Consider the following 16,946-nt stretch of genomic DNA (forward strand, 5'->3'; position numbering starts at 1 on the left):
GCAGTTTCAGGGAAACTGCTGCTTCCAGTACCACGGAAGCAGCAGTTTCCCTGTTTTTGCGGGCCCGTCAGGGGCAGTTGACCCACTCGTCGGTGCCGTCGGTGAAGGTCTGGTGCTTCCAGATGGGCAGGCGCTGCTTGACCAGGTCGACCAGCCGGGCGCAGGCGGTGAAGGCCGCCGCACGGTGGGCGGTGGAGACCGCGGCGGCGAGCGCCACATCCCCGATCTTCAGCGGGCCGTACCGGTGGGACACCGCCACGGCGTATACGTCGGGGTCGTCGGCCAGCTCCTGGGCGACCTCGCGCAGCACCTCGGCCGCACTCGGGTGGGACTCGTAGGTGAGCGCGTCCACGGACCGGCCGTGGTCGTGGTCGCGGACCACACCCGCGAAGCTGACCACCGCCCCGGCCCGGGGGTCGGCCACCGCGGCCTCGTGCGCGGCCACGTCCAGCGGCTCAGTGGTGAGTTCGGCGAGCACGACCCGGTTCACGGGACCTCCACCAGTTCGACGGTGTCCCCGGCGCGACCCGTGGCGCCGGGCGGGATGACGGCGAATCCCTGCGCGCCGGCCAGGCCGCGCAGCATCGCCGAGCCCACGTGGGACACCGGCCGGGCGAGCCCGTCGACCGGGTCGATCCGTACCAGCGCCAGGTGGGTGTAGTCGCCGCGGCCCGGCACCGGCTCGCCGAGGGTGACCCGCGGCAGCCCCGGCTCGGGCCGGCCGGCCAGCCCCGCCAGCAGCGGGACGACCAGCGACACCAGCGCGACCACGGCCGACTGCGGGTTGCCGGGCAGCCCGGCGACGAAACGGGTCCGCCCGCCGTGCGGCACCGCCGCGATCAGCATCGGGAAACCGGGCCGCACCGCCACCGTGTTGACGACGTACGCCGCACCCAGCTCGGCCAGCGCCGGATGCAGGTGGTCCACCGGGCCGTGCATGGTGCCCCCGGTGGTGCAGACCAGGTCGACGCCGCTCTCCAACGCCGCCCGCAGCGCCTCGACATGCGCGTCGAGGGTGTCCTTGATCGGCGCGGCGGTGGGCTTGCAGACCACGCCCAGCCTGCGCAGATAGGCCGGAACGGACGGGCCCAGCGCGTCGCGGATGCGGCCGTCGGCGGGCGGTCCGGAGGTGAGCAGCTCGTCACCGAAGACCAGCATGGCGGCCCGGGGCGCCGGGCGCACGGGCAGTGTGTCGTGGCCGCAGGAGGCGGCCAGGCCGATCACGGCCGGGGTGACCGGCGTGCCTGCGGGCAGCAGCGGCTCACCGGCGCGGGCCTCCTCGCCCGGCATCCGCCATTCCCGCTCGCTCTTCGGCGTCCCGTCGACCAGGTCGCCGCTGCGGGTGGAGTGCTCGACACGCAGGATGGCCTCGGTGCCCTCGGGCACCATCGCCCCGGTGGCGATCTCGACGGCGACACCGTCGCCGGACAGCGGCGCGGGCACGTTGCCGGCCAGCACCCGGCCGGTGATCCGCCACGGGCCGCGGCCGCGCAGCGCCCAGCCGTCGACGCTCGATGTGGGGAAGGCCGGCAGGTCGCTGCGCGGCGCCAGGGCGGTGGCCAGGGTCAGCCCGTCGGCCTCGGCCAGCGGCACGGTGACCGGGGCGAGCTGCGCCCGCCAGGCTGCGGCGTGCACGCTGCGGCGGGCCGACGCCCAGTCCTCGGGGGGAGCGCTCATGCTTCCTCCTCGCTTCGCTCGTCGTCAGCACAGCCCGAGAAGCACATGATTCGCTCGCTGCGCTCGCTCATGTTTCGACCCTAGACCTGGGTGCCGGTGGCGGTTGCGGCCGGATGGTCCGCGCCGCGCAGCTGTTCCACGGCGTGCGGGAGCACCTTCGCCAGCACGGCGAGCCCGTCCCGGACCCCGCCGGTCGAGCCGGGAAGGTTGACCACGAGGGTCCGCCCGGCCACGCCGGTGACGCCGCGGGAGAGGGCCGCCAGCGGGGTCGCGCCGCTGCCGCGTACCGCGTCGGCGATGCCGGGGACCTCGTAGTCGACGAGTTCGCGGGTGATGTCCGGGGTCCGGTCGGTCGGGCTGATGCCGGTGCCGCCGGTGGTGACGATCGCGTCGGGCCGCCGGGCCAGGGCCGCCCGCAACGCCTCGCGTACGGGCTCCCCGTCGGGCACCACGACGACCTCGTCCACCTCGCAGCCGAACTCCCGCAGCCCTGCGGCGAGCAGCGGGCCGCCGCGGTCGGCGTACACGCCGGTCGCCGCCCGGGTCGACGCGACGATGACGCTGACCTTCGGCGCTCCGATGTTTGGCGCGGCGGGCTGCCGGGAACCCGCCGGCATGGCTCCGCGCTCCCAGAGGCCGGTCTTGCCGCCCTCCTTGCGCAGCACCCGCACGCCGTCGATCGACGCCGCGGGATCCACCGCCTTGATCATGTCGATGAGCGCGAGCCCGGCTGCCGCGACGCTGGTCAGCGCCTCCATCTCGACACCGGTACGGTCAGCGGTGCGGACGGTCGCCTGGATGTCCACCCCGTCGTCAGTGACGGTGAGGTCCACGGTGACGCCGTGGATGGCAATGGGATGGCAGAGCGGAATGAGATCGGGAGTGCGCTTGGCGGCCATGATGCCGGCGAGCCGGGCCACGCCGAGCGCGTCGCCCTTCGGCACGCCGCGCCCGCGCAGCAGATCCAGCACGTCACGCGTGGTGACGACGCGCCCTGCCGCGACGGCGACACGCAGCGTGATCTCTTTGCCCGCGACGTCGACCATCCGGGCCTCCCCGCGGGAGTCCACATGAGTCAGTTGAGGTGAGGAGGGAGCTGTTCCTTCTGTCACGACATGAGCCTAGTTGCTGGGCGGGCGAATATGGGATGCGAACACAGTGCGTAGGCGACTCACCACTATTCGTGATAAATCGCCATTGTTATTTGAAATGTGAACCCACCACTAGAAATCGACCGTGCAGAAACTACGCTCTGCATCAGACATTGGCAAGCAACAAGGTCGAGCGGAGAGGAGCCGGAGATGCGCACCTTCGAGTGGCACTGACAATCCCTTAGGCTGTCCACACTCACGACCATCTGTCTCTGACGGAAGAGGTCCGACGTTGGCCAGCCAGACCCCTGCTCCGCAGCAGACCGATCGGCAGCTCAAGCTGCTTGTTCGCATCGTCGCGCTCATCGCCGGTGCCGTGGTGCTCGTCGCCGTCGGCACCGCGACGAGCAGCGGGGTCGACTCCCGTACGGCCCTGCAGGCCGTCGCGCTGACCGCTTTGATCACCTTCGCCGCACTGATCTCCGTGCGGGTGCGGGTGGGATCCAACAACCTGGACGTCACCTGGGCCGACTCGGCACTGCTGATCGCAGCGGTGCTGCTGCCGCCGCAGTGGGCGGTGCTGTGCGCCGCCGTCGGCCTCACCATCGAGAAGTCCACCCGGAAGCTGCCGCCGATCAAGTTCGTGTTCGGCGTCGCCAAGGGCATCGTCACGTGCGCCGTCGCGGCCGGGACCCTGGCCCTGGCCGGCGGTGCCGTCCAGCCGCCGCTGGAGCACCTGGGGCCGCTCGCTCTGGCCTACCTCGCCGCACTGATCGCCGACGAGATGGCGATCATCCCGGTGATCGCGCTCGCGACCGGCACGAGCATGCGGGACCGCTTCCTCGCCGACCTGGACCTGCGCCTCGGCTCCGCGTTCGTACGCTTCGCCGTGGCCGTGCTCGCCCTCGCCGTGCTCGCGGCTGAGGCGCAGCTGCTCATCGCCATTCCGGCGATCGTGTTCAGCCTTCACCTGACCTACCGCGGCCGCCTGCGCGCCAGGGCCGAGCGGCTGGCCTGGCAGCAGCTGGCCGAGGCGACCGACGCCATGAACGTCGTGCAGATGGAGACCGTGCTGCACACCGCCGTCCACAACGGCGCGCGGCTGTTCTCCGCCGACCGGGTCGAGATCGAGGTGTGCCTCGACGGCGTGCAGCAGTCGGTCCGCGGCACCCAGAGCGCCATCACCTACCACGGCAAACCCGATCAGAGCCCGGTGGACGAGGCGACCACCGCTGTCGTCCCGCTGGTCGGCGACAACGACGGCGAGCGCGTCGGCGAGCTGCGCCTGTGCTTCCAGGTCCCGGTCGCGCTGTCCGAGCGGGAGCAGTTCACACTGCGGGCGTTCGCGGGCGCACTGTGCACCGCGATCCGCAACGCCGCCTCGTACGCACAGCTGGAGCACCTCGCCGGGCAGCACCAGCACGACGCCACCCACGACCTGCTCACCGGCCTGCCCAACCGGCGGCGGTTGCAGCTGGAGACCGAGGACGCCCTCGACCGCCGGCGCGGCGGGCGCGGCGTGACCGCGCTGCTGGTGCTCGACCTCAACCACTTCAAGGACGTCAACGACGCGCTCGGCCACGGCGCCGGCGACCAGGTGCTGATCGCCGTGGCGCAGCGGCTGTCCGCGGCGGCCGGGCCCGAGGCGCTGGTCACCCGGCTCGGCGGCGACGAGTTCGCGGTGCTGCTGCGCAACCTGCCCGCCCCGGCCCTCGCCCTCTACCAGGCCGAGCACCTGCTCTCCACACTGCACGAGCCGGTCGACGTCGACGGCATGCCGCTGGTCGTGTCGGCCAGCGCCGGCGTGGCCACCGGGCCGAGCGAAGGCGGTTTCGTGGAGCTGCTGCGCCGCGCCGACATCGCGATGTACCAGGCCAAGCGCACCGGGCGCTCGGTCGCCGCGTACGCCCCCGACAACGACACCGCCGACCGGGCCCGGCTCGTCGTCGGCGGCATGCTCCCGCGCGCGGTGGCGGAGAAGGAGTTCATCCTCCAGTTCCAGCCCATCGTCGACCTGGCCAGCGGCGAGCCGATCAGCGCAGAGGCGCTGGCCCGCTGGCAGCACCCGGACAAGGGGATGGTCGACCCGCGCAGCTTCCTCGGCTCCATCGAGCGGTCCGGCCTGCTCACCGCGTTCACCGACGCGGTGCTCGACCAGGCGCTGGCCGGGGCGGCGCGCTGGCGCGCGCTGGGCTGCCGGTGGCCGGTCGCGGTGAACATCTCGCCGCGCAGCCTGCTCGACCGCCGGCTGCCCGCGCTGGTCACCCGCCGCCTGGACGACCACGGCCTGCCCGGGGACGCGCTGGTGCTGGAGCTGACCGAGTCGCACAACGTCAGCCAGCTGGACATCGTGGACAAGGTGCTGGCCGAGCTGGCCGAGCTGGGCTGCATGATCGCGCTGGACGACTTCGGCACCGGATACTCCTCGCTGTCGGTGCTGTCGCGGGTGCCCGCGAAGGAACTGAAAATCGACCGCTCGTTCGTGATGCAGATGGAGAACACGCCCAGCGCCGCGGCCGTGGTCCGCTCCCACCTGGAGCTGGGCCGCCACCTGGACCTGCTGGTCGTCGCCGAGGGCGTGGAACGCGACAGCCAGCGGCACATGCTGTGGGACCTGGGCTGCACGGCCGGCCAGGGCCACCTGTTCGCCAAGCCGATGCCGATCGACGAGGTGCTCGCCCTGGTCAGCGCCGACGACGGCCCCGTCCGGCTCGCCGAGCCGCTGCACAACCCGGCCGCAGTCGTGCGGATGCCGGCCAAGCGCACCCCCGGCCGGGCCTCCCGGCCCTCCGGCACCACCGGCACGGCCGGCGGCGAGCGGGTGTAAGACTCCTCCGCATGAGCGAGCGGATCACCGGCACGGCGGCGTCGAACAGCGCCGCGCTCCACGAGGCGACGGCGTGAGCCGCGCCCCGGGCCGGATCTGGCGGTCGGTCGACCACGCCGCCGGCGGTCTCGCCGCCGACCTGGGCCTCTACGCCCTGTCCGCGCTGTTCGCCTGGTCCACCGCGACCTCGTCCACGCTCACCTCGCACCGAGCCTGGGGCGCGGTCGCCGTCTGGGGTTACGCCGCCGCGACCCTCGCCGTCCTCGTCCAGCTCGCGCTGCGCCGCCGCCGCGCCGCCACGCCCGCGCACGATCACTCGACTTGCCAGGCAGGTGGGGGAAAGCGCGCCCAAGATACGCACGAGTGCCAGGCAGGTCCGACGATCTTGCCGGGGGCGCGGGGGACCGGGGCGGTCGCGCGGGCATGGGTCACCGCAGGGGCATGGGCGGCGGTGGCGTTGGTGCCGCTGGTGGCGCAGGCCGTGGCGCGGGCGGGCGGGGCGAGCGGGCGGGCGCAGGAGGAGGTGCTCGTCGTCGAGGCGTCGGCCCGCCGGCTGCTCGACAGCGGTACGCCCTACCTCGGGCGCGACGGCATCGCCGCGCTGGCCGACCCGCTGCTCGGCTACACGCCGTACCAGCCGGGCATGTCGCTGTTCGGCCTGCCCCGCGCGGTCTTCGGAGGCACCTGGTGGACCGATGCCCGGATCTGGTTCGCACTGGTCACCGCGCTCGCCGTCGCCTCGGCCGTGCGGCTGCTGCGCGACGGCACCGCGAGCCGCGACGCGCTGCTCGTACGCGCGGTGCAGGCCGCGACGGTGCTCCCGCTGTGCGCGCTGACCCTGGCCACCGGCGGGGACGACCTGCCGGTGCTGGCGCTGTGCCTGCTGGCGTTCGCGCTCGCCGCCCGCGACCGGTTCGGCTGGGCCGGAGCGGCCGTCGGAGCCGCAGCGGCGATGAAGCTGCTGGCGTGGCCGATCGTCCTGGTGCTCGGCGCGTACGCCCTGGTGCGCGGGCGAGGTGGCCGCTATGCCGCGGGCGCCGTCGGGCTGCCGGTGCTGACCCTGGTCCCCGCGCTGCTGGTGGACCCGGGGGCGTTCCTGGAGAACGTGGTCCTCTTCCCGACCGGGCACGGACTGGTCACCAGCCCGGCCGCGTCACCGCTGCTCGGCTACCTGATCGCGCAGCACGTGCCCGGCGGGCGGCTGGTCGCGCTGGCACTGCTGGTGCTCGCCGGCCTGGCCGTCGGCCTGTGGCTGCTGCGCCGCCCACCCCGCGACGCCGGCGCGGCGGCCCTGGTAACCGCCACCGGCCTGCTCCTCGCCATCCTGCTGATGCCCGCCACCCGCTTCGGCTACCTCCTCTACCCCGCAGCCCTGGCCCTCTGGTCCCTCCCCCTTCGCGTTGATCATGAACTTATGGCACGGGTCGACGGCGTGTCACCGCCACAACTTCATGATCAGCGGAGCGAGGGCTGACCGGGTTCAGACCGTCAGGGCGTAGCCGGCCGCGGCAGCGGCCAGCCCGGCCGTCACGCTGACGGCGACGTTGGCGAACGCCTGGCCGAAGGCGCCCGACTCGACGAGCTTGACCGTCTCGTACCCGAAGGTCGAGTAGGTCGTCAGCGCCCCGCAGAACCCGGTGCCCAGCAGCACCGTCACGTCACCGGACACCGCTCCGGCCAGCGCGCCGCCGGTCAGCAGGCCGAGCACCAGCGACCCGGCCACGTTCACGGTGAGCGTGCCCCACGGGAAGAGCGCGTCGTGCCGGGCCTGCACCGCCCGGTCGACCAGGTAGCGAAGCGGTGCGCCCACGGCCGCGCCGAGCGCCACCAGCAGCACGGTCATCATTCCTGCTCGCTTCGCGAGTCGTCACGATGCGCCCGAGCCTGCCGGATTCGCTCGCGAGACCCGCTCACCGCACCACCTCGACCGGGTCCAGCATGACCAGGCCTTCCAGGCCCAGTTCGGCCAGCTGCGGCAGGAAACCGCGCACTCGTTCCTCCGCGTCCACGATGACGACCATCATGGGCAGTTCCTCGGCCAGCGACAGCAACCGGTCGGTATGGATGCGCGAGTGGCTGCCGAAGCCCTCGACGCCGCGCAGCACCGACGCGCCGGCCAGCCCTGCCGCGTGCGCCCGGTGCACGATCTCGGTGTACATCGGGCGGTGCCGCCACCGGTCACCCTCACCGACCAGGATCGTCAGGCGCAGACCGCTCACCGTCGTACCAGCCACCTGGTCACCACCATCCCGCCGTACACCGCCGGCAGCGCGGCCAGCAGCGTGCCCACCAGGTACGCCGCTGCGACCGCGACCGCTCCGGCGTCCGCCAACCGCACGATGTCGACGGTATAGGCGGAGAAGGTGGTGTACCCGCCCAGCACGCCGGTGCCGAGGAACGGGCGCAGCAGCCGCCGCCCCGGCCACACGTGCGCGATCAGCGCCATCAGCACCCCGATCAGCAGGCAGCCCGTGACGTTGACCAGAAAGATCCCCCACGGGAACCCGGTGGGGGAGGCCGGCAGCGCCCGGCTCATCGCATAGCGGGCCAGCGCGCCGAGCGCACCGCCCGCGGAGATCACCGCGAGCACGTCCCACTGCCTGCGCACGACGTCGCGCCTAAGGTCAGATCGCCATGTCCACGAAGCGCGAGAAGTGCAGCTGCGCGGCGACGGTGATGGTGTCGGTGGGGCCGTTGCGGTGCTTGGCCACGATGAAGTCCGCCTCGCCGGCCCGCGGCGACTCCTTGTCGTAGTAGTCGTCGCGGTGCAGCAGGATCACGACGTCGGCGTCCTGCTCGATCGAGCCGGACTCACGGAGGTCGGACAGCTGCGGGCGCTTGTCGGTGCGCTGCTCGGGGCCACGGTTCAGCTGGCTGACCGCGATCACCGGACACTCGACCTCCTTGGCCAGCAGTTTCAGGCCACGCGACAGCTCGGAGACCTCCTGCTGGCGGCTCTCGGTCTTCTTCGGCGAGCTCATCAGCTGGAGGTAGTCGACGACGATCAGCTTCAGGTTGTGCCGCTGCTTGAGACGGCGCGCCTTGGCCCGGATCTCCATCAGGTTCATGTTGGGCGTGTCGTCGACGAAGATCGGCGCCTCGGAGATCTCGCCCATGCAGCGGGCGAGCTTGGTCCAGTCGTCGTCGGACAGCTGCCCGGAGCGCAGCACGTGCAGCGGAACCCGCGCCTCGGCCGACAGCAGACGCATCACGATCTCGGTCTTCGACATTTCCAGCGAGAAGATCGCGCTGGCCATGTCGGCCCGAACCGCAGCGTGGCGGGCGAAGTCCATGCTCGCGGTGCTGTTGTGCGTCGGGATCATCGACCTGCCCGCGAGGTAAAGGTGATCGTCATTGTCGACCGTCACGCAGCGCACGGGCACGCTGGGAATTGGCCGGACCGCGACGATGTACCGGCTGCCCGTCCGTTCGAGGTTTCTGGTCCGGCAGCGCTCCTTGTGGGCGAGCTTCTTGCGCTCCAGGCGGAAGATCTCGTCGGCCGTGGAGAAGTTCAGCGTGTACGCGGTCGAGGACTCGGCGGTCCGGCCCTTCACTTGCTTGGTGCTCACCGAGCAGCGGTAGCCGAGGCTGACGACCAGCTCCCGGACGCTGTCGAACAGCTTCTTACTGGTCACCGTGAACTGCAGGTTTCCGGCCGGCGCGACGGTCCCGTCGGTGTCCATCAGCCCGGCCAGCAGCGCCCGCCGCTGGGCCTCCGACGCGCGCAGGTAGGCGGTCGGCACATGCTTGTCGCCGAACACGCCAGCCGCGCGCAGGTAGCCGACGAACGATCCGTAGCGCTCGTGGCACGGTGCGCATCGACGGGCCGGGCCACCGGTGCCGGCAGTGACCCTTCCGCACGTCGCGCAACCGTCTCGCGTGTCCGTGGGAACCATGCCCTTCGACCGGCCGCCGCACGACCGGCCGCACGTGTAGACGCTCGCGGCCTTGGGGGCGAACTTCCTGCCGCACACCACGCACACCCGCTCGGGCAGCGGGGGCAGCTCGGGAACCTGGATCGAGTAGAGAAGCTGGCCGGACTCCGGATTCACGACGAATCCGTCGGACTCGAGGTAGGTCACCAGCTCCGGGTCTGCCGAGGTGATGCGGGCGGCACCGGAGTGACCGTCGCCGAGCCAGGCCCCCAGCGTGTACGGCGGAATCGGCAGGTCGTCCCGGTCGGGCAGGACCAGGGCGGACGCGTTCTCGACAGCGTGGTTGAGCCTGCCGTCGGTGGGATGCAGCAGCGTGGCCGCGATCTGCTCCGTGGTGACGGGCTCCGCGGGCGGGGCCGTGGTCTCCGCGTTCATCAGCCGGTTCACGCGCTGCGACAGGCCCGCGGCAAGCGCCTGCAGCGAGTAGGCGGGCATGGCCCGGTGCCACGGCTTGCCGTTGCGCTCGTACTGCTGGACCTTCTTCTCCGCGGAGCCGACCTCGGCGGCGACCAGGTGCAGCACGTGCCGGAACCGCTGCCCGGCGAGTTCCACCGCTTCGCGGAGCGTCACCAGCTCGTCGGGACGCTCCATCGCCTCCCGGAGCACAGCCTCGGCGTCGATCCGCGCGTCGAGCGGCCACTGGTGGGTGGCCTTCGTCTCGGCACGCTGTCGGCGACTCGCCCGGGTCGTGGTCGTCCAGAGGTGTTCGGCGTCGGCGACGATGATCGAACCGTCAGAGAACTCGACCTCGTAACACGGACGCCCGTGCATGACGTCGAACGCGCGCAGCACCGTGGTCGGCCGCCCGTCGGCACCGATGAGCCGGTCGCCTGCCCTGACCTCGCCCATGGTCGTCCAGCCGTCCGGCGTCGGCAGGGGCGTGTCGACAGCAAGCGCCTTTCCGAGACCAGGGCGGCCGGCAACGATGATGAGCTGGCCCGGCTGGAGGCCGCTGAGGAGGCGGTCGAGGTCGCTGAAGCCGGTCGGCACGCCGCGCATGCTGCCGTCGGCCGCGCCCACCGCCTCGATCTCGTCGAGCGTCGGCTGGATCATGTCGGCGAGGATCGCGAAATCCTCGCTGACGCGGCGCTCGGTGACGTCGTAGATGGCCTGCTGGGCGAGGTCCACCACGTCGTCGACGTCGCGTCCCGAACCCGCCGCGGAGCCGTAGCCCAGCTGCACGATCTTCGTGCCGGCCTCGACCAGGCGGCGCAGCACGGCGCGCTCGCTGACGATGCGGGCGTAGTAGGAAGCGTTGGCGGCGGTGGGCACCGTCGAGATGAGCGTGTGCAGGTACGGCGCGCCGCCGATGCGGGCCAGGTCGCCGGCGCTCTCGAGCACGGCCGCGACGGTGATCGCGTCGGCGGGCTCACCGCGGCCGTAGAGGCCGAGCACGGCGTCGAAGACGGTGGAGTGGGTGGGCCGGTAGAAGTCGTTGGCCCGCAGGATCTCGACCACGTCGGCGATGGCGTCCTTGGACAGCAGCATGCCCCCGAGCACGCACTGCTCCGCGGCCACGTCCTGCGGGGGAGTCTTCTCGAAGGGCACCTGTTCGGCCGCCGGGGCTGCCTGGACCGCGGTGAACTGCCCGCGTACGCCGTCCCCGACCGATGTCACGGCGCCTCCCTCACAACCCGATTCGATTGACCCTAGGCGCGTGAATCACCCCGCACAAACACCCCCGTGGACGAGGCTGGGGGCAACCTGTGGACAACCCGCCCCAGCCTGTGGGGGACCCTGTGCACAGCCTGTGGACAACTTTCGCCCACACGCTGTGGATAACGCTCTGACCTGGTCTTTCGATGCGCACAGGCTGTGCAAACAAGATTCTTTCCAAGATTTTCGCGCGGCGTGGCGTAGATCATAAGATCGCTGGTTGCCTATTCTCGCCGGTTCGGGGGATTGCCCGGGATATCGGTCTCCGCCAGGCTCCGACCGTGGGATATCCGGATTGGTCGTCTCAGGGTGACGGCTGGGGAGCGCAGCAGCCTGCCGCGCCGAACATCAGGGCGGGCGGCTGGCCGCAGCCGTCGGACCCCACGGTTCCCCGGCAGGGCAACGCGGCCGACCGCTATCGCTCCGCCGACCACCAGGATGCGGATGCCGGCTACGGCTCGAGCCCCGGCTACGGCCCCGCCGCCGACGCCGGATTCCACACGTACGTGACCGACGAGAACTACGACGGCTACGACGACCGCTGGCCGGACAACCTCACCAACCTCCGGCCACCGGAGACCCGCACAGGCTACGACACGGGTTACGACGAGCCGCACCGCACCGAGCGCGACTACTGGACCGCGATGCTCTGGGCGGCGGGCTTCTACGCCGTGCCACTGCTGGTGCTGATCGTGCGGGCGCTGCTGCTGTCCGGCGACTCCGACCCGGCCTGCATCGCGGCCGGACTCGGCGGCTGCGAGTCGCCCCGGTCCGGCGCCCTCGGCGATCTCATCGCCGAGGCCCCCCGCTGGGGTCTGGCCCTGCTCGGCGCGCTGGCCATGGCGGCGGTGCTGCGCTGGGTCAGCGACAGCTGGCGTGCGGTCACCATCGGGTTCTGCTCGGCCGTGGTGGCCGGCGGCGCGACGACTGTCCTGCTCAGCATCATCTGAGGCGTTCTCGCCAGATCACGGCAAGCGCACGGTTTGGTCACGACCGGTTCCGCTTTCGTCTCAGGTACGCGTCATAAGCGGTAAATGATCATCGCTGCGCTTCCCATGAAGTCCGGTATCCGACCCGGCCGGAATCATCCGGCCCGGAACCGGCTTCACGGGAGGTCCCGATGAGACTGAAGAGTTCCGCGGTCGCACTCTGCACCGTGCTCGCCCTGGCCGGCTGCAGTTCGAGCAAAGCGCCCGACAGCGCGCCACGCCCACCCGCCGGCGGCGACGGCGCGCAGAACGAGGCCGGCCCGCAGCGTCCCGAGCGTGACGACCTGTCCACCTTCGCGCTCGACGTCGACACCGCCTCGTACGGCTACGCCGCCGGCCGCCTGCGCGACGGCCGCCGGCCCGACCCGGACACCGTCCGGCCCGAGGAGTTCGTCAACTCCTTCGACCAGCACTACCCGCAGCCGAAGGGCGACGGCTTCGCCGTGCACGTGGACGGCACCCGGCTGCCCGCCTCGCACGAGGCCTCCGGCGACACCCGGCTGCTGCGCATCGGCCTGCAGACCCGCGGCGAGGACAGCGAGCAGCGCAAGGACGCCGCGCTCACCTTCGTCATCGACGTGTCCGGGTCCATGGCCGACCCGGACCGCCTCGGCCTGGTGCAGGACGCCCTGCACACGCTCGTCGACCAGCTGCGGCCCACCGACGCGGTGGCGATCGTGACCTTCAACGACCGGGCCAAGGTGGTCCGCGAGATGACCCGGGTCGCCGAGAAGCAGCGCCTGCACGACGCCATCGACTCGCTGCGGGCCGGCGGCAGCACCAACCTCGGCGACGGCCTGGTCACCGGCTACGAGACCGCGCGGGACGGGTTCCGGCAGGGCTACAGCAACCGGGTCATCCTGCTCTCCGACGGTCTGGCCAACACCGGCACCACCGACGCGGACCGCATGCTGCGCCAGGTCCGCGAGGAGGCGGACAAGGAGATCGCGCTGCTGGGCGTGGGTGTCGGCAGCGACTACGGCGACGACCTGATGGAGCGGCTGGCCGACCGCGGCGACGGGTTCGTGGTGTACGTCTCCGAGCGCCGCCAGGCCCGGGACGTCTTCGTAAGGCGGCTGCCGGCCACCCTGGCGCTGCGGGCGATGGACGCCAAGGCGCAGGTCCAGTTCGACCCGAAGAGCGTCGCGTCGTACGAGCTGGTCGGCTACGAGAACCGCAAGGTCGCCGACGACGACTTCCGCAACGACCGCGTCGACGGCGGCGAGGTCGGCCCCGGCCACTCGGTGACCGCGCTCTACCTGGTGCGCCTGACGCCCGAGGCCGCCGGCCGGGTCGCCGAGGTGCGGGTGCGGTGGCTGGACCCGAGCACGAAGCAGCCTTCCGAGACGTACGAGTCGATCGCCGTCGGCGACCTGTCCGGCGACTTCGCCTCGGCCGACGCGCGGCTGCGGGTGTGTTACGCGGCGGCATTCTTCGCCGTGGCGCTTCGCGGAGGTGACGGCGCCCGCGCCGTGCAGCTGGCCGACCTCGCGAAGATCGCCGACGACGCCGCCGGCCGCCTAGACGAGCGGCCCGTCGACGATCTCGCCGACCTCATCCACACCGCCCAGCGCCTGTTCTGACCGGGAACGGAAGCAGGCCCCCGGACCGAGTGGTCCGGGGGCCTGCCGCGTGTTGCGAGTGCCTTACTTGGAGGCGACCACGTTCAGGTTGAACTTGGCGGTCACGTCCGGGTGCAGCTTGATCTGCACCGTGTAGCCGCCGGTCGACTTGATGGCGGCCGGCAGCTCGATCTTGCGCTTGTCCAGCGCGGGGCCACCGGCGGAGCGAACCGCCTCGGCGACCTCGTTCGCGGTCACGGAGCCGAACAGACGGCCGCCCTGGCCGGCACGCGCCGACAGGGTGACCTTCAGGCCCTCGAGCTGCGCCTTGAGCTCGTTGGCGTGACCCAGGTCGCGGACCTCGCGAGCCCCGCGGGCCCGCTTGATCGAGTCGACCTGCTTCTCCGCGCCCTTGGTCCACAGGATCGCGAAACCCTGGGGGAGCAGGTAGTTACGGCCGAAGCCGTCCTTGACCTCAACGATGTCACCGGGCGTGCCGAGACCGGACACCTCGTGCGTCAGAATGATCTTCATCAGGTGCCCTCCTCTCAGCGACCGGTGGTGGTGTACGGCAGGAGCGCCATCTCGCGGGCGTTCTTGACCGCCCGAGCGATCTGCCGCTGCTGCTGCGTGGTCACGCCGGTCACCCGCCGAGCGCGGATCTTGCCGCGGTCGGAGATGAACTTGCGCAGCAGCGCGGTGTCCTTGTAGTCGATGTAGGTGATCCCCTCCTTGTCGAGAGGGTTCACCTTCTTTTTCGGTTTGCGCAGGGCCGCAGCCTTCGCCATGATCTCTACCTCAGTCTTTTTCCACTGACCGGGGACCGCGTTCGGTCACCTGTCAGAACGGTGGCTCGTCGTCGAAATTGCCACCCGAACCGCCTGCGGGAGCAGCCGTGGCCCACGGGTCGTCGGAGAAGCCTCCGCCGCCGCCGCTGGAGCTGTTGCCGCCGCCGCTGGAGCCGGAGCCGTAGCCCCCACCGCCTCCGCCGCCGGAACGCGACATCTTCTGCACCTTCGCCGTGGCATACCGCAGCGACGGGCCGATCTCGTCGACTTCCAGCTCGTAGACCGTGCGCTTCTCGCCTTCCTTCGTCTCGTACGACCGCTGACGCAGCCGTCCGGAGACGATGACGCGGGAGCCCTTCTGCAGCGACTCGGCTACGTTCTCCGCCAACTGCCGCCACATGTTGCACGACAGGAAGAGCGGCTCGCCGTCCTTCCACTCGCCGGACGCGCGGTCCAGCGTGCGGGGGGTCGATGCGAGACGGAACTTCGCCACAGCCGCACCCGACGGGGTGAAGCGCAGCTCAGGGTCGTCGACAAGATTGCCGATGACCGTGATGGTGGTTTCTCCAGCCATGACCTTCTCCTCGGTTCACATTTGTTCTGCCGCAAAGGTTCCCACAGGGATGCGACAGCACACGTGAAGTGGTCCGGGCGTCGCGATTGTCAGGAAGTTCAGCGAACTTCCGGACGGATGACCTTGGTGCGCAGCACCGACTCGTTGAGTCGCAGCTGGCGGTCCAGCTCGGCAACGGCCGCAGGCGTGGCCTGCAGGTCGATGACGGCGTAGATGCCCTCGGCCTTCTTGTTGATCTCGAACGAGAGCCGGCGACGGCCCCACACGTCGAGCTTCTCGACCGAACCACCCGACGTGCGGATCACGTTGAGGTACGTGTCCAGGGACGGGGCGACGGTGCGCTCCTCGAGACTGGGGTCGAGGATGACCATTACTTCGTAGTGACGCAAGACGTACTCACCTCCTATGGGCTTGGCGAGGCCGGTGACCGGCCTCTTCGGCTACGGACTGTCCGTAGCAGGAGGTCTGCGTCGTTCCATGCGAATGCCGCGGGATCTGCCCGCGGCACACGGAACCCGGCTATGTTACCTGGTCGGCCGCCCGCCCCCGCCGTCGCCGTCCCCGGCCGGGCCTGCTCCCCACGCCCGATCCGGCCCAGATCACCCGACTTGCCAGGCAGATGGGCGTATGAGCGGCCAAGATACGCCCGATTGCCTGGCAAGTCGGACGATCAAGGCGGGGCCGGCGGGCGGGGCCGGTCGGGATGTCGACAGACGAAGCGAGACGCGGCCACCTGATCCAGGTGACCGCGTCTCGTGAGGAGGACCGCGGGGCGTTTCCGTCCGAACTGCTGGGTGGGACCTGGGGAGGAACGACCACACCGACGATGTTGGAAAGAAGCGCCCCGCGGAGTATTTAAATTTTACGCGAACTCTGCCCGAGTTGCTCGCTGAGCGATAATAGCGCGGATTGCCCCGGCTGCGACACCAACGACACACACTGTCGCGATAATTGCAAGAAGTCCGATTGGACCCTTATCCGGAGAGTTCACGGACGAGAGGGTCGCGTCGATCTTCGACGAATCCTGACCGACCACCGTCCCCTTCGGCGACTCCTCCGGCGCTGGCTCGGTCTCGCCGCCCTGCGGTGCCGGGTCCTCGAACAGCGGGCTTCCCGTGGGGTCCGGCACGTTCACCGTCTCGCCGCCGTCGCCGGGCACCTCAGCGGGGGTGGTCTGCCGGTTGCCGCCGGCCGACTGGCCCGCGCCCTTCGTGGGGCTGGGCTTGGCGGACGGCTTCTTGCTCGGCGTCGACCCGCTGCCCTGCCCGCCGCCGCTGCTGCCGGAGCTGCTGCCCGACGGGGAGGTCGAGCGGCTGACCACGTCGACCGTCAGCGGTTCGAAGGTCGGGTTCAGGTTCAGCAGGCACTCGGGCACCATGGCCACCTTGACCGGGCCGCGGTGGAACTGCACCTCGACCGTCTCGCCGTCGGAGACCGTCGCGCTGTCCTTGCCGTCGATCTGCAGCGTCGCGCCCTGGCCCAGGCCGTTGGTCAGGCGCACCTTGGACTCGGCGGCGACAGTGATCTTCGTGGTGGCCGGCTTGGAGCCGCACAGCAGCAGGCCAAGACCGCCGCCGCTGAAGCTGACGCCGGGCGCCGCCTCGGGTTCCACGGCCCCGGCCGGGCTGGCGCCGAGCAGCGGCAGGCCCACGAGCAGGCCGGCCGCCGCGAAGGCCGCGGCTCGTCGACGGATGGCGTACGACATGACGCATCTCCCCCTGGGGCGTGCGCCCCGGATCCGGTCGCCTCGCGGGGGGCGAGGAGGCACGCCCCGCAGGTTCCCCGGCTGGGGGAGCACGGTGCGGCATTGGAATCAACGCAACAAACCGGCTCCGGTTGCGCATGCG

At 71.1% G+C, this 16,946-nt stretch carries 16 protein-coding genes; 4 read left to right on the forward strand and 12 right to left on the reverse strand.

All coding sequences use genetic code 11. From position 1 onward, the window contains the following. Nucleotides 1–67 precede the first annotated feature (67 nt). From F6W97_RS06490 to moaCB, 3 genes are all read right to left on the reverse strand, one after another. Nucleotides 68–490, reverse strand: coding sequence for a molybdenum cofactor biosynthesis protein MoaE (locus F6W97_RS06490; RefSeq protein ID WP_155369205.1), 423 nt, complete (start codon nt 488–490; stop codon nt 68–70). Then, complete coding sequence (locus tag F6W97_RS06495; RefSeq protein ID WP_155369206.1) at nt 487–1,677, reverse strand: molybdopterin molybdotransferase MoeA; 1,191 nt, start codon at nt 1,675–1,677, stop codon at nt 487–489. Before F6W97_RS06495 ends, F6W97_RS06490 begins: the two co-directional genes overlap by 4 nt. Nucleotides 1,678–1,757: 80 nt before the next feature. Beyond that, nucleotides 1,758–2,756, reverse strand: a complete 999-nt coding sequence (moaCB, locus tag F6W97_RS06500; protein ID WP_269059671.1) for a bifunctional molybdenum cofactor biosynthesis protein MoaC/MoaB — start codon at nt 2,754–2,756, stop codon at nt 1,758–1,760. Between the two features lie 304 nt (nt 2,757–3,060). On the opposite strand from moaCB, the gene F6W97_RS06505 reads away from it, so the two are divergent. Then, nucleotides 3,061–5,595: a putative bifunctional diguanylate cyclase/phosphodiesterase gene (locus tag F6W97_RS06505; protein ID WP_155369208.1), complete on the forward strand. Its 2,535-nt coding sequence runs from the start codon at nt 3,061–3,063 to the stop codon at nt 5,593–5,595. A gap of 73 nt (nt 5,596–5,668) precedes the next feature. Further along, nucleotides 5,669–7,069, forward strand: coding sequence for a glycosyltransferase 87 family protein (locus F6W97_RS06510; protein WP_155369209.1), 1,401 nt, complete (start codon nt 5,669–5,671; stop codon nt 7,067–7,069). A 6-nt stretch (nt 7,070–7,075) separates the two neighbouring features. Here the strand turns inward: F6W97_RS06510 and crcB (F6W97_RS06515) are convergent, their stop codons facing one another. The 4 genes from crcB (F6W97_RS06515) to dnaB all read right to left on the reverse strand — a co-directional run bounded on the left by crcB (F6W97_RS06515) (nt 7,076) and on the right by dnaB (nt 11,147). After that, nucleotides 7,076–7,438: a fluoride efflux transporter CrcB gene (gene crcB / locus F6W97_RS06515; protein WP_155369210.1), complete on the reverse strand. Its 363-nt coding sequence runs from the start codon at nt 7,436–7,438 to the stop codon at nt 7,076–7,078. Nucleotides 7,439–7,505: 67 nt separating this feature from the next. Further along, on the reverse strand, nt 7,506–7,829 hold the full coding sequence (locus F6W97_RS06520) for a DUF190 domain-containing protein (protein ID WP_155369211.1): 324 nt from the start codon (nt 7,827–7,829) through the stop codon (nt 7,506–7,508). Then, the gene (gene crcB / locus F6W97_RS06525; RefSeq protein ID WP_155369212.1) at nt 7,811–8,203 is read right to left on the reverse strand and encodes a fluoride efflux transporter CrcB; all 393 of its coding nucleotides are present in this window, start codon (nt 8,201–8,203) and stop codon (nt 7,811–7,813) included. Before crcB (F6W97_RS06525) ends, F6W97_RS06520 begins: the two co-directional genes overlap by 19 nt. 16 nt (nt 8,204–8,219) lie before the next feature. Continuing rightward, nucleotides 8,220–11,147, reverse strand: coding sequence for a replicative DNA helicase (dnaB, locus tag F6W97_RS06530; RefSeq protein WP_330164955.1), 2,928 nt, complete (start codon nt 11,145–11,147; stop codon nt 8,220–8,222). A gap of 320 nt (nt 11,148–11,467) precedes the next feature. Between dnaB and F6W97_RS06535 the strand changes: the two genes are divergently transcribed. Continuing rightward, the gene (locus tag F6W97_RS06535; RefSeq protein ID WP_155369213.1) at nt 11,468–12,136 is read left to right on the forward strand and encodes a hypothetical protein; all 669 of its coding nucleotides are present in this window, start codon (nt 11,468–11,470) and stop codon (nt 12,134–12,136) included. A gap of 170 nt (nt 12,137–12,306) precedes the next feature. After that, nucleotides 12,307–13,758: a vWA domain-containing protein gene (locus tag F6W97_RS06540; protein WP_155369214.1), complete on the forward strand. Its 1,452-nt coding sequence runs from the start codon at nt 12,307–12,309 to the stop codon at nt 13,756–13,758. A gap of 63 nt (nt 13,759–13,821) precedes the next feature. Here F6W97_RS06540 and rplI read toward each other — a convergent pair whose 3' ends face one another. From rplI to F6W97_RS06565, 5 genes are all read right to left on the reverse strand, one after another. Beyond that, nucleotides 13,822–14,271, reverse strand: a complete 450-nt coding sequence (rplI, locus tag F6W97_RS06545) for a 50S ribosomal protein L9 (RefSeq protein WP_155369215.1) — start codon at nt 14,269–14,271, stop codon at nt 13,822–13,824. Between the two features lie 14 nt (nt 14,272–14,285). Next, a complete protein-coding gene (gene rpsR / locus F6W97_RS06550; RefSeq protein WP_120317647.1) occupies nt 14,286–14,525 on the reverse strand; it encodes a 30S ribosomal protein S18 in 240 nt (79 codons plus the stop codon). A gap of 52 nt (nt 14,526–14,577) precedes the next feature. Continuing rightward, nucleotides 14,578–15,099, reverse strand: coding sequence for a single-stranded DNA-binding protein (locus F6W97_RS06555; protein WP_155369216.1), 522 nt, complete (start codon nt 15,097–15,099; stop codon nt 14,578–14,580). 98 nt (nt 15,100–15,197) lie between these two features. Beyond that, entirely contained in the window at nt 15,198–15,488 is a 291-nt protein-coding gene (rpsF, locus tag F6W97_RS06560; RefSeq protein WP_120317645.1) for a 30S ribosomal protein S6, read from the reverse strand. 473 nt (nt 15,489–15,961) lie between these two features. Then, nucleotides 15,962–16,804, reverse strand: a complete 843-nt coding sequence (locus F6W97_RS06565) for a hypothetical protein (RefSeq protein WP_155369217.1) — start codon at nt 16,802–16,804, stop codon at nt 15,962–15,964. Nucleotides 16,805–16,946: the final 142 nt, after the last annotated feature.

It is taken from the genome of Catellatospora vulcania, from assembly GCF_009720385.1.
Taxonomy (GTDB): Bacteria; Actinomycetota; Actinomycetes; order Mycobacteriales; family Micromonosporaceae; genus Catellatospora; species Catellatospora vulcania.

Excerpts from the sequence above, each read along its gene's own strand:
- rpsR (WP_120317647.1), bottom strand. The coding sequence starts at position 14,525 with ATGGCGAAGGCTGCGGCCCTGCGCAAACCGAAAAAGAAGGTGAACCCT.
- F6W97_RS06540 (WP_155369214.1), top strand. The coding sequence starts at position 12,307 with ATGAGACTGAAGAGTTCCGCGGTCGCACTCTGCACCGTGCTCGCCCTG.
- F6W97_RS06565 (WP_155369217.1), bottom strand. The coding sequence starts at position 16,804 with ATGTCGTACGCCATCCGTCGACGAGCCGCGGCCTTCGCGGCGGCCGGC.
- crcB (WP_155369210.1), bottom strand. The coding sequence starts at position 7,438 with ATGACCGTGCTGCTGGTGGCGCTCGGCGCGGCCGTGGGCGCACCGCTT.
- F6W97_RS06495 (WP_155369206.1), bottom strand. The coding sequence starts at position 1,677 with ATGAGCGCTCCCCCCGAGGACTGGGCGTCGGCCCGCCGCAGCGTGCAC.
- rplI (WP_155369215.1), bottom strand. The coding sequence starts at position 14,271 with ATGAAGATCATTCTGACGCACGAGGTGTCCGGTCTCGGCACGCCCGGT.
- F6W97_RS06555 (WP_155369216.1), bottom strand. The coding sequence starts at position 15,099 with ATGGCTGGAGAAACCACCATCACGGTCATCGGCAATCTTGTCGACGAC.